Genomic DNA, 12,859 nt, shown 5'->3' on the forward strand with positions numbered 1-12,859 from the left:
AAAAGCAAAACGCCAAGTTCTTATGAGCTTGGCGTTTTTATGTTTGAATCGCTTTAGTTTTTCGAAAAGAAGATCTCTGGCTTATGGTTCGGGCCATAGTTGCCTTCTAGCTGAGTGAGCTCTAAACCTTGCTTTCCGATCAGAGTACCGACCAACTGGCGGTTAAACGGGTAGCTGTCGGGGTTGTTAATATACTCTTCAACATCAATCCATTTAGCTTCTGCAATTTCATCGGTGTCTTGAATCGCTACCTCTTGAGTTTGGGCTATAAGGTGGCATACAAAGTAGAGGTTCGATTTTCCAAACTGGTATGGGTGCCTTGTCGCCATGCCAACCACTGAAACGAACGTGGCTTCGATGCCAGTTTCTTCCAAGGTTTCTCGAACCACCGATTCTTCAATGCCTTCACCCAACTCAATATGACCGCCCGGTAATTTGTAGCCTGTCATGCCGTGCTCTTTGATCATCAGAACTTGATTTTGTTCGTTAGTGATTAACGCACCTGCGCCCAAGGTGTGGGTGGGAATGAAAGGCACAAACTCCACAATCTCGGATTTATGGATTAGTGTAATCTCGTCTTCTAAGCAGTTGTGAAACACAAAGCCAAGCTCAGTCGCTACAGGAATAAGGTGCGAGAGTGAAATAGGTAAGCTAATCCAAATAATGCCTTTGCTATTCTGCTTTGAAAATTCGGCGATCTCGCTGAGTTCTGCATTGAATGAGTCAGCATTGTGAGGGATTGTTGCTGGGTCGATGATGATGCCGTTAAATTTGTCGAGCGTAAATTCCACGGGTGATCCTTTATTGTTTTTGATTTATTGGGCGTCGAGCATAGTCTGAGCTTATCGTATCTAAAGAGCTTATAACACCTTGAGAGTAAGGGCAGTAGTGAATCAAAAGTAGGCAATGCAGTTTATGTCGACTGGGTCGGGATAAGTGGAGGGTGTTTCTAGAAACAAAAACTGCGCTTGGAAGCCAAAGCGCAGTTTTAAAATGAGGTTTATTGCAGTTCGATTTTAACGAATATAGTTCGCGTTAATACTCACGTACCAGTGTTGAAGCTTGCCATCAGATTTCTTGATCCACAAATCGTTGGTGTAGCTATCAATCTTGCCGTTAACCGTAAGGTTGAATGTGTTCTCGTCGAATTCGCCAAGCTTCACGAACTGGTCCGTGGTAATCAGGAATGGGTCCATGTCGTCTACGCCAACTACATCTGAAATCACATAGTAGTGGTAAGTCAGTGGCTTGCTCGCATCATTCGGGTTGCTGCGGTACGCCACAAGCTTGAATGGTTCCGTTAATGGAACGTCGAGCGTTTGCTTGTCCATGGTCGCTGGAATCGGAATAAACAGCCAAGCGGTAAATAGACCGCTCAATAAAACCATCAGGAAGAAAAGAGTCTTAATTGCTTTCATAGCAACCTTCAAATATGGGGGATGTTAATGGGGCTATGGTAACTAGGGAGAGTAAAGATGCAAGCTCTGTTATTACCCTATCTTATCTCAGCTTAATCTAGCGCAAAGAAAGCGGTTCGGTTAACTCGAAATGGAAACACGAGTGCTTAACTCATGATTATGGCTTAAGAGAATTCGTTATTTGAACCAATCTTTGTTTTTAATCAGTCTCTCGAAACAAGGCGAAGAACTGTCGCGAAATGACCTATATAGATAAAACTTAGTACGATAAGAATAGCGCATGAATATTTTTTGAGCGTTTTCTTATGCATTTAAATCCACGGTTAAGTGGTGAATACCATTCTTATGTCGATCACTCATTTCGTATCGATTGCTCACTCGGCTCTAATCCATTTGGCGCACCAGAAATTCCTGAACACGTGGTCAAAGATATTATCTACGGTATTGATAAGTACTATTGCCATAGGGAGCTTTCGGAGCTGACCTATCTGACTCGCCAGTTTATTGGGATTGAAGATTGTCGTATTACGTACACCACGGGCTCTCTTGGGGCGCTAGAACTTATCTTCAATAAACTTATCGATCACAACAATCGCACCATGATAGGCATTGGCCCTCAGTTTGTTGAAGCAGTATCAGAGTTCACTTTGGTGGGCGGGAAGTACCAGTCCATCAACATGTTTGGTTATCAAAACGAATCTGATCTGTTCGGTGTGTTGGCCTCAAAAATAAGCAGCCAAAAGCCAGCCTTGGTGTATATCGACAATCCCAACAACCCTACGGGTCGAATCTACGATCGAGCTTATCTGGTCGAGATAGCGAAATTATGTGAGCGTTCTGGCGCTATTTTGATTGTCGACGAGGCCTATGGTGAATACCTGACCCCTGAGCAGTCTATGCTCGATCAGACCTTGGTCTTGGACAACTTAATAGTTTTACGAACCTTTTCTAAGGGCTTAGGCCTTGCAGGTATTCGACTCGGTTACTTAGCCAGCAGTGAAAACCTGACTTCTGCAATCGAAGCTGCGGTGAGTGTTTTTACGCCGACTTACCCTTCAATAAAAATCGCATCGGCGACCTTACCCAATGCGAAACACTTCTTAGAAATGAACCGCAGCAAAACCGAATACTTTAAGCAGCAAATGATCGACTTGTTGTATGAGCACAATATCGAGGTGCTTGGTACGTCAATATCGACGCCCATTATGTTGTTGAAAAAGAGAGGAACTCACCTTTCAAAGCTATTTGAGAATATCGGCATTAAGACATGTTCAGGTGTCGATTTTGCTATTACGTGCGACGCGATGACTGAAGAGTATGTTCGATTACGAATTGTTGGAAATGATGTGGATTTAGAAGCGTTAAAGCAGCGTATTCATCAGCTATAAAAGCAACAGTAATAAAATCAGTAGGCATAAAAAAGCCCGCACCTTGCGTTTACAAGGTGCGGGCTAAATTCATCTGGCTACTTGTTCAGGTAAGCTGCGTGGAACTCAATGTGTTCATCAATAAAGCTAGAGATGAAGTAGTAGCTGTGGTCGTAACCTGGCTGCATACGTAGCTCTAAATCGGCATTGGTTACCTTAGCGGCTTCGACTAATTGCTCAGGTTTAAGCTGTTCAATCAGGAAGTTATCAGCTTCACCTTGGTCGACCAACATTGGCAGTTTAGTGCCTTTGGTTTTTAGAAGCTCAGAAGCATCGTAGTGTTTCCACTCTTCAATATCTAAGCCTAGGTATTGGTTGAAGGCTTTTTGTCCCCAAGGGCATTGCATTGGGTTCGTGATTGGGCTGAATGCCGAGATAGAACGGTAGCTATCTTCGTTTTTAATGCCAATCGTTAGGGCACCGTGTCCACCCATGCTGTGACCAGAAATCGATTTCACAGAAGTCACTGGGAAGAAAGATTCAATCAGTGCTGGGAGCTCTGTTACCACGTAATCATACATGTGGTAATGGCTGTCCCATGGTGCTTGAGTGGCATTCACGTAGAAGCCTGCACCTTGGCCGAGATCGTAATTTTCATCGTCGGCAACACCTTCGCCACGTGGGCTAGTGTCTGGTGCAACAATCGCGATGCCTTGCTCAGCCGCGGCTTTGAAAGCGCCGGCTTTTTGCATGAAGTTTTCATCGGTACAGGTTAAGCCTGATAACCAATACAAAACAGGAACTGGGTTTTCTTTGCTTGCGTTAGGTGGCAAGAAAATCGCAAAACGCATATTGCAGTCAAGCGTTGCAGAAAAGTGGGTGTATTGTTTGTGCCAACCACCAGCAACCTTTGCTTGGCTAATGTTTTCGATTGTCATCTATTTTGCTCCGTTAGGTTGATGGTTTGGGGAGTAACATGTCTATAGGATTTAAAGTTTCACCACCCACCGGGCAGGAGGTGGTGAAGACAGTTTCGCTCTGATGTTTAAGTCAGAACTGTGGTCTCGACACCGAAGTATCGAGACCAAGGAGAATTATTTATCCATGTGTAGAACAGTACGGATAGATTCACCTTTGTGCATTAGGTCGAATGCTTCGTTTACGTCTTGCAGACCCATAGTGTGAGTAATGAACTCTTGAAGACCAAACTCCCCCGCCATGTAACGGTTAACGATTTCTGGAAGCTCAGAGCGGCCTTTAACACCACCGAAAGCAGAACCACGCCATACACGACCAGTTACTAGTTGGAATGGACGAGTAGCGATCTCTTGACCTGCACCCGCAACACCGATGATTACTGATTCGCCCCAACCTTTGTGGCAGCACTCAAGTGCTTGACGCATCACGTTGACGTTACCGATACACTCGAAAGAGTACTCAACACCACCGTCTGTCATCTCAACGATAACGTCTTGGATTGGTTTGTCGAATTTAGTTGGGTTGATGCAGTCAGTCGCGCCAAGCTGTTTTGCTAGTTCGAATTTGCTCTCGTTGATATCAACACCGATGATGCGGTTAGCACCAGCCATGCGAGCACCAATGATTGCAGAAAGACCGATGCCGCCTAGGCCGAATACAGCAACGTTGTCGCCTTTTTCAACTTTAGCTGTGTTTAATACAGCGCCCATACCCGTTGTTACACCACAACCTAGAAGACAAACTTCTTCAAGTGGCGCTTCTTTGCTTACTTTCGCTAGAGAGATTTCTGGAAGTACTGTGTACTCAGAGAAAGTAGAGCAACCCATGTAATGGAAAATTGTTTCGCCATTAATAGAGAAGCGGCTTGTACCGTCTGGCATTAGGCCTTTACCTTGCGTTTCACGAACCGCTTGGCATAGGTTAGTTTTACCAGATTTACAGAACTTACATTCGCCACATTCAGCTGTGTAAAGTGGGATAACGTGGTCGCCAATCTCAACACTTGTAACGCCTTCGCCGATCATCTCAACGATACCGCCACCTTCGTGACCAAGGATTGAAGGGAAGATACCTTCTGGATCGTCACCTGATAATGTGAATGCGTCAGTGTGACAAACACCAGTAGCAACGATGCGAACTAGAACCTCACCAGCTTTAGGAAGTTGTACATCAACTTCTTCCATTTTTAGTGGCTCGCCAGCTGCCCATGCAACCATTGCTTTTGATTTGATATGAGTTTGACCAGGTTTAATTTCGATTGTCATTGGATGTTTCCTATATATGTCAGTACAGCGGATAACTGTGCAATTAAATTCAACCCGTTAAGCGTAGTTGAGCTTAATTGTTTCCGCTCTCTCGTTTTGTTGGAGCTAGTATAGGTGTGAGTACCTGTTTTGATAATCCCCATAAATAGAAAATGATTATTACGTATTTGTAATAATTAGTATGGAGCGGTCAGTTTTCTTATTGGCAACTCTCTTAGCTAGAGCGACTCAGGTTTGAGGACAGGCGACTTATCCAAACGGTCTGAATACATTGTTTTTACAGATGTTTAGGTGGGGTTTTTATGGTGATTTATATATTAATCTCCGATTCGTATTGTTGAACTATCAGCTTTTAGGATGAATGATAACTTGTTGAATTTTAACGATTGAAGCAATGTCGCATAAGCGTTCGTTGTGCGACGTTTTGTAAGATATAAGAAACAATAGTGTCATTTTTCTCATCTAGTCTCCTCGCCAAATTTTGAGTTCTAACTTTTTGGGAAGAGAAAATGAGAAAGAGTACATTGACCGTGCTGTCAGGCTTAATAGCAGCCACATTAGCTGGTTGTAATTCAAGTTCACCAAGTGACGACAGCGGCAATCTAGATAGCGCAGTGCAAGTCGCATTCATGCCTGATATCCATTTCCATGATGTTTACGGTGATTTTCAAGACGGTTCGTTCGCTGGCTTACCGAATTCCATGAGTGATAAAAACGCTACGATCAGAACGATGGAGTCTCAGATGAACTCTACTCGTCTATTTAATGAAAACTACTTTGCGATGATAGCGGCGCTTGATGACGTGGTTGAGCGTGGCGTTAAATACGTAGCCTTGCCTGGTGACTTTAGTGATGACGGTCAGCCGATTCATATGCGTGGCTTGGTTAGCATCTTTGATCACTATCGCGAGACTCACGGTCTTGAGTTTTTTGCAGCGCCAGGCAACCACGATCCAGTACGTCCATTTACAATCCCTGCAGGTAAATCTGATTACCTAGGCGAGGGTGGCAAGAAGCAGCGTATCTATAGCCGCGGTAAAGAAGAGTGTGTTGGTTATGACGATGAGTGGACGACTATTCCCGGAGAAGGTGACAACTTAGCAACTATTTGTACTGAAGAAGTACGTGAATGGGGCTATGAAGAGATCATGAGCATCCTAGGCACTCACGGCTTCTATCCTCAGCAAGATTATCTCTACTTTGAAACGCCTTACAGCAGCGACCAAGCTCGAGCTAGTTACAGCTATGATTTAGCCAAAGAAGAAGCGGCTTTTGATAAGCGAATGTACGAGATCTGTTATGAAGGTACGGGTGGCAGCTACAAAGAAAGTGGTTACTCAAGCTGCTCTGAAGTGCCGGATACCAGCTATTTAGTAGAGCCTGTGAAAGGACTTTGGTTGCTGGCGATCGACGCGAACGTTTATCGCCCGAAAGAAAACTCGTCTGATAGCTCTGTCGATGGAAACACGTTTGATGGTTCAAGCAGCGCTGGTTATAACATGATGTTGACTCACAAAGAACACGTGATCGATTGGATCTCTGATGTTGTAAAAGCAGCGAAAGAGCAGAACAAGACGCTGGTCTCTTTCTCGCACTTCCCAATGACCGACTTCTACAATGGTGCCTCTGAAGAGATTGAAGATCTGTTTGGCGAAGGAAGCCATCAACTGGCTCGTGAACCGGATGACAATACCAGCCGCGCATTAGCTGCGACTGGCCTAAATATCCACGTTGGTGGCCACATGCACTTTAACGATACGGGTAAGAAGAGCTTCAATATTGATGGTGTACAGCACACTCTATTTAATATCCAAGCGCCATCGCTAGCTGGTTACATTCCTGCGTATAAACTGTTGAACATTCGTCCTGATAATCAGATTGAAGTTGAGACGGTGGTCATCGATCAAGTTAAACGTTACAACGAGCTATTCAGTCACTATGCAGAAGAGCATGAATACCTTACTCAAGCTGCGAATGGCGATCCTGATGCAGAAGCTAAGATTTGGAACAAAGATATTCTGAATTCAGAGAGTTACTACGAACTGACTGATTGGCACATCCGTGAACTAACACGTCTGCGTTTTCTTCCGGGTGACTGGCCGTTAGAGATGCGCGCTATGATCATGGAAATGAATGGCGAAGAGATGATGATCATGTCTCAGTTAGAAACCAACTTTACCGTGTGTCAGTTAGCTAATGAACTGGGTTACGATGTTGGTGCTTGTGTGGAAAATGGTGTTGATGACTACGATCAATTCCAACAAGACTGGCAAACAGCTAAAGTTGTCGCTGAGAAACTGGCTTCTTTAGAGGGACTAGAGTTAGCTGAATTTGCAGAGTGGAGTGGTGAGTTGTTAGCGACCGACTTCTACCGTTTACGTAACGCAGACGAACTGGCATTTCGTGATATCGGTGAAACACAATTGCGTCAATATGAGTTGCTAAGTCGTGAACTTTCAGAGTTCGATGGCACTGTGGATTCAGAATTGGGTGACCTTGGCCAATATACCGTCGGTGAAGTGTTCCGCTCTCGTTTCGGTAGCTTGTTCGTGATTCTTGAAAAATTTGCAACAGGCCAAGCAAGTGACCATTTCTTGATTGATATCGACCAACAAACCTTGACCGATCTTAAAGGTGAAGTGAAGCGCGATATCCTAAGAGGCTCAACATCAGCAAATTAAGCTATTTAGATTGTTAGCTGATTAACTAATTAGCTTATTTGAAAAGAGCTCTACACATGATGTTGTAGGGCTCTTTTTGTCTTTCTGTTCTTCGATGAATGAGCCATCGCACTTAAGAACTTTTAAGGTAAGTCATAATAATTGCTTACTGAAAATCGCATGAATTGGAAATAAAACTACAATATTCTGAGCGCCGTATTTAATGTTGTGGACTCAAACATGCTTTTATCTCTTCCGCCTCCAGTGATGCTGTCACTTGCCATCGTGCTTGAAGTTGTCGCGACTTCTCTATTGCCTAAAACGCAGCAATTTACTTCCCTTCCTGCGACCGCCGCAGTACTCGTCGGTTATGGCTTTGCTTTTTATCTGTTGTCTCTCACGGTTCAAACCATGTCTTTGGGTGTGGCGTATGCGATTTGGTGTGGGGCAGGGATAGTGTTGGTCGCGGCGTTGTCTTGGCTGGTCTACGGGCAAAAGCTAGACATCTACGCGATCATTGGCATCGCTTTGATTCTGTCTGGTGTGGTGATCATCAACCTGTTTTCAACGTCGGTGAGTCACTAAGAGTCTATTTCCTACTTCTGAAGGAACAAACTAATTGGAATCTAGAGTTGTTAACCTCCAACTTAAGATATTGAATATAAAATAGTAATTCCAATAAATGCATTTTGTGCATGTATTTTATGAAAACAGCTCACTTTACTCATAGATTGGTCGGTTTAGTATAGCCAGCAGAAACCAATGATTATAAATAATCATCGATACTGTCTGTTTATCAATAACTTAGGAGGTCATTATGACTATTCCGACAACCGATATGATGGAAGCTTGGGCGGGATTTCAAGCTGGCGACTGGCAAACATCCGTTAATGCACGTGATTTTATTCAGCGAAACTACACCCCTTATGAAGGTGATGAATCTTTTCTTGCGGACGTGTCGGACTCGACGACACAGCTATGGGAATCGGTGCTAGAAGGTATTAAAGAAGAAAGCCGCACTCACGCCCCTGTCGATTTTGATACTGATATCGTTTCCACTATCACCTCACACGATGCAGGTTACATTGCAAAAAACCTCGAAAAAATCGTGGGTCTACAAACCGATAAACCACTGAAACGCGGCATCATCGCTAATGGCGGTATTCGAATGGTGAAAACGTCGTGCGAAGTGTACGGTCGTGAACTAGAGCCACAAATCGAAAAGATCTTCACTGAGTACCGCAAAACGCATAACCAAGTAGCGTTCGATCTTTATACTGACGAAATTAAAGCATGTCGCCGTTCTGGTATTATTACTGGTCTGCCAGATGCTTATGGTCGTGGACGCATTATTGGCGACTACCGTCGTCTTGCTTTGTACGGTATCGACTTCCTAAAATCAGACAAAAATGAGCAGTTCAAATCAACTCAGAAGATGCTTGAAACGGGTGGTGATTTAGATAAGACATTGCGTTTACGTGAAGAGCTTACTGATCAAATTCGTGCCCTTGATGAAATGCGAGAAATGGGTTTGAAGTACGGCATTGATATGTCTTCTCCTGCTCGTACTGCGCAAGAAGCAATCCAATTTACCTATTTTGGTTACTTAGCTGCGGTTAAGTCTCAAAATGGTGCTGCGATGTCGCTAGGCCGCACATCAACCTTCCTAGATGTTTACATCGAACGTGACCTTAAACTTGGTCTGATTGATGAAAAACAAGCGCAAGAGTTGATTGACCATTTCATCATGAAGCTTCGTATGGTTCGTTTCCTACGCACTCCTGAATACGATTCATTGTTCTCTGGCGACCCAATTTGGGCAACAGAAGCAATGGCTGGTATGGGCGTTGATGGTCGTACTCTGGTTAGCAAAACGACTTTCCGCTACTTGCACACATTGCACACGATGGGCCCAGCACCAGAGCCGAACATGACGGTTCTATGGTCTGAACAACTGCCTATCGCGTTTAAACAATACGCGGCTAAAGTGTCTATCGAAACCTCATCACTTCAGTATGAGAACGACGATCTAATGCGTGCGGATTTTGATAACGACGATTACGCGATTGCGTGTTGTGTAAGCCCGCAGGTGGTTGGCCAACATATGCAGTTCTTTGGTGCTCGTGCAAACCTTGCCAAAGCGCTGCTTTACACCATTAACGGTGGTGTTGATGAAAAATCTAACATGCAGGTTGGCCCTCAAGTTGCTCGTATCGAAGATGAAGTTCTCGATTTTGACCGCTTAATGCCTCACTTTGATGACATGATGGATTGGCTTGCAACGCAATACGTCACTGCGCTGAACGTGATCCATTACTCGCATGACCGTTACAGCTATGAAGCATCGTTAATGGCATTAATGGATCGCGATGTTCATCGCACAATGGCTTGTGGTATTGCAGGGCTATCGGTTGTTGCTGACTCGTTAGCGGCTATCAAATACGCGAAGGTAACACCAGTACGTAACGAAGATGGCATCGCTGTCGACTTTGAGATTGAAGGCGAATATCCAAAATTCGGCAACAACGATTCACGTGTCGATGATATTGCTTGTGATTTGGTTGAACGTTTTATGAAGAAAATTCAGAAAATGAATACCTACCGTGAAGCGGTTCCTACGCAATCTATCCTTACGATTACTTCAAACGTTGTATATGGTAAAAAAACCGGTAACACACCAGATGGTCGCCGCGCAGGTATGCCATTTGGCCCGGGTGCAAACCCAATGCACGGTCGTGACGAGAAAGGGGCGGTGGCTTCACTTTCTTCAGTTGCCAAACTGCCGTTTGAATTCGCTAAAGATGGTATCTCTTACACCTTCTCAATCGTACCAAATGCATTAGGTAAAGATGACCTAAGCCAAAAAGTGAACCTAGCAGCACTAATGGATGGTTACTTCCACCACGAGGAAAGTGCAGGATCGATTCGTGTTGAGGGTGGACAGCACCTTAACGTGAACGTGCTTAACCGTGACATGTTGTTGGATGCCGTTGAACATCCAGAAAAATACCCACAGTTAACCATCCGAGTGTCGGGTTACGCTGTGAGGTTCAACTCGTTAACACGTGAGCAGCAACAGGATGTAATTAGCCGTACGTTTACTGCTAAGATCTAACCGTAAACTTCGAGTTATACGGTTCTAAAAAAGCGCGAGAATGACATCCGTCTCTCGCGCTTTTTTTGTGCGTGGAGCATTGTGCTAATGATGTCGTTGGGCGTCGCGTTGTCTTGGTTGGTTTAGGGACAAAACTCGACATGCACAGGGTGATTGGAATTAGTTTGATTCTGTCTGGTGGTCACTAGGGCCTCTAATTTATTTTTGCCCCAATTGTTGGATAGACCTTTTACTTATTCATAACCTGTTCATGGGGTTTTGCCCTGCTAAAAGTTATCCATTCTTTTAATGCTGTTCGTTGTAACCCCGAGCTGTATCACAGAGGGAAATTCAACGCACTTATAGCGCTCTTGGAACCATACACGACACAAATCTGGATTAAGCCTTAATTTTTCAGGCAATTCATTCAGGTTTTCAGATATAGTAGTAATTCCATCAGTTTTATTGATGACAGTTTCATAATTAGCGCCATATACGAAGAAGGTTAGAAAAGTGGGAAAGTTCGAATTATTCTCTCATAGACAAAAAAAATTGAGAGGCGATGTGCCAGACGTATATACGTATGATTCAATGCCAGATGCTTTAAAAGCTCAGATCGTTCATATATTGAGCGATGCATTGGGTTCTAATAATCAATACTTTCAGGTGCACAACGTTAGAGACACTTATAAGTTTATTGTTGATACCCTTTGTCGTGAATATGGTGTATTCCGCCTCCCACATGCAAATACTTATGGTGAACGCGACTACTGGCGAGAACTGATTGACTACTTTTTGGAAGAAGACGACGTTGAAAACTTGCTTGATGTCGTTGAGTTGTCTTTCAAAGCTGTTAATGCTTTTACACGTCAATACGATTACATGTACAACACCAACTATGAAAACATTGCAGATAGTGCTTTGGATGAGCTGAACATTCGTTTCAAAGAACATGCTTTTGGTTTTCAGTATGAAGAAGATGAGATTCTGAGAGTTGATTCAGAGCTTATACATGCGGAAGTCGTTAAGCCAGCATTACGACTTTTATCGGGTGAATGCTATCAAGGTGCGCAGCAGGAATTTCTTTCGGCGCATGACCACTATCGGAATAGACGTTATAAAGAGTCTTTGAATGAATGTTTAAAGTCTTTTGAAAGCACAATGAAGTCTATATGTGACAAACAAGGATGGAAGTACCAACCGACTGCTACCTCGAAAAGTCTCATTCAGGTTTGTTTTGATAATGATTTAATCCCTAAATTCTGGCATCAAAAAATGACTTCTTTGAGAAGTTTGCTAGAGAGTTCCATTCCTACAGGAAGAAACAAGCTAAGCGGTCATGGTCAAGGTTCTGAAACTATCGATATTCCGGAACACATTGTTTCCTACATGCTTCATATGACTGCTTCTACACTAGTTTTTCTAGTTTCTGCAGAGCTCTCATTAGATAAAACTGAGTAATAAATTAAGGCTCCTCACGGAGCCCTTTTACATTTCAGCTTTGCTCTTGCAATCCAGAGCCAATATGTTGACGTTTTATTTCCAAATCAGATTGAATTTCTAGTAAGGCCATACCAGCCAAAACCTGTGGAGCGCTAACTAACTGTCCTGTTGGTCGTTCCAAACTGTCATGATGCATTTTGACTTTTAGATGGCCTTAGTTCTGGTCCTTTAGCATCCTCATGAGTATTTACACTCGGGTGGGATTGGCTTTCCCTCACCCTAATCTATGACAGTTCTCACACTTTTAAAACATAAGTCTGGTGTTTCATCTCTAGTGAGACAGCAATTGTACTCAGGAAAAATGTAATTCTTGGTCATCTTCCGATGGTGCATCCCCCCCTTTTATTATGAGATGGTTCACATATTGCGACCCGATAGGCGTAACTAATGCCTCATAAGTGGGCGGACAAAGTGCGTACTGTACTAAGGCGTACTAATTGGCAAGCTTGCCTAATAAAAAGTTATTTATTAATCGCTAATACTAGAATTCTTGAAACTCATTTATGTCCAGAACCTTCATAAGCTGAATTTTTTCTGTGGCATTTTCTAGTTCAAAGCCCCCTTTCCTACTTAG

Annotated in this window: 9 protein-coding genes; 5 read left to right on the top strand and 4 right to left on the bottom strand. The window is 43.6% G+C overall.

The window, feature by feature from the left end; genetic code table 11:
• Nucleotides 1-53 precede the first annotated feature (53 nt).
• Complete coding sequence (locus IQQ51_RS10375) at nt 54-791, bottom strand: NUDIX hydrolase (RefSeq protein WP_193841004.1); 738 nt, start codon at nt 789-791, stop codon at nt 54-56.
• A 225-nt stretch (nt 792-1,016) separates the two neighbouring features.
• A complete protein-coding gene (locus IQQ51_RS10380; protein ID WP_017061631.1) occupies nt 1,017-1,418 on the bottom strand; it encodes a hypothetical protein in 402 nt (133 codons plus the stop codon).
• A gap of 305 nt (nt 1,419-1,723) precedes the next feature.
• Here IQQ51_RS10380 and IQQ51_RS10385 point away from each other — a divergent pair, with 305 nt between their 5' ends.
• The gene (locus IQQ51_RS10385) at nt 1,724-2,806 is read left to right on the top strand and encodes an aminotransferase class I/II-fold pyridoxal phosphate-dependent enzyme (protein ID WP_193841005.1); all 1,083 of its coding nucleotides are present in this window, start codon (nt 1,724-1,726) and stop codon (nt 2,804-2,806) included.
• Nucleotides 2,807-2,883: 77 nt separating this feature from the next.
• Here IQQ51_RS10385 and fghA read toward each other — a convergent pair whose 3' ends face one another.
• Nucleotides 2,884-3,723, bottom strand: coding sequence for an S-formylglutathione hydrolase (fghA, locus tag IQQ51_RS10390; RefSeq protein ID WP_012601125.1), 840 nt, complete (start codon nt 3,721-3,723; stop codon nt 2,884-2,886).
• Between the two features lie 156 nt (nt 3,724-3,879).
• Nucleotides 3,880-5,028, bottom strand: coding sequence for an S-(hydroxymethyl)glutathione dehydrogenase/class III alcohol dehydrogenase (locus IQQ51_RS10395; RefSeq protein WP_017076927.1), 1,149 nt, complete (start codon nt 5,026-5,028; stop codon nt 3,880-3,882).
• Nucleotides 5,029-5,537: 509 nt separating this feature from the next.
• Here IQQ51_RS10395 and IQQ51_RS10400 point away from each other — a divergent pair.
• From IQQ51_RS10400 to IQQ51_RS10415, 4 genes are all read left to right on the top strand, one after another.
• A complete protein-coding gene (locus tag IQQ51_RS10400; RefSeq protein WP_193841006.1) occupies nt 5,538-7,709 on the top strand; it encodes a metallophosphoesterase in 2,172 nt (723 codons plus the stop codon).
• A gap of 219 nt (nt 7,710-7,928) precedes the next feature.
• Nucleotides 7,929-8,273 (top strand): DMT family transporter, encoded by a 345-nt coding sequence (locus IQQ51_RS10405; protein ID WP_017069768.1) that lies wholly within the window; start codon nt 7,929-7,931, stop codon nt 8,271-8,273.
• A 232-nt stretch (nt 8,274-8,505) separates the two neighbouring features.
• Nucleotides 8,506-10,803: a formate C-acetyltransferase gene (gene pflB, locus IQQ51_RS10410; protein ID WP_193841007.1), complete on the top strand. Its 2,298-nt coding sequence runs from the start codon at nt 8,506-8,508 to the stop codon at nt 10,801-10,803.
• Nucleotides 10,804-11,295: 492 nt separating this feature from the next.
• Entirely contained in the window at nt 11,296-12,243 is a 948-nt protein-coding gene (locus tag IQQ51_RS10415; protein WP_193841008.1) for an STM4504/CBY_0614 family protein, read from the top strand.
• Nucleotides 12,244-12,859 lie beyond the last annotated feature (616 nt).

It is taken from the genome of Vibrio sp. OPT18 (assembly GCF_015163615.1).
Taxonomy (GTDB): domain Bacteria; phylum Pseudomonadota; class Gammaproteobacteria; order Enterobacterales; family Vibrionaceae; genus Vibrio; species Vibrio coralliirubri.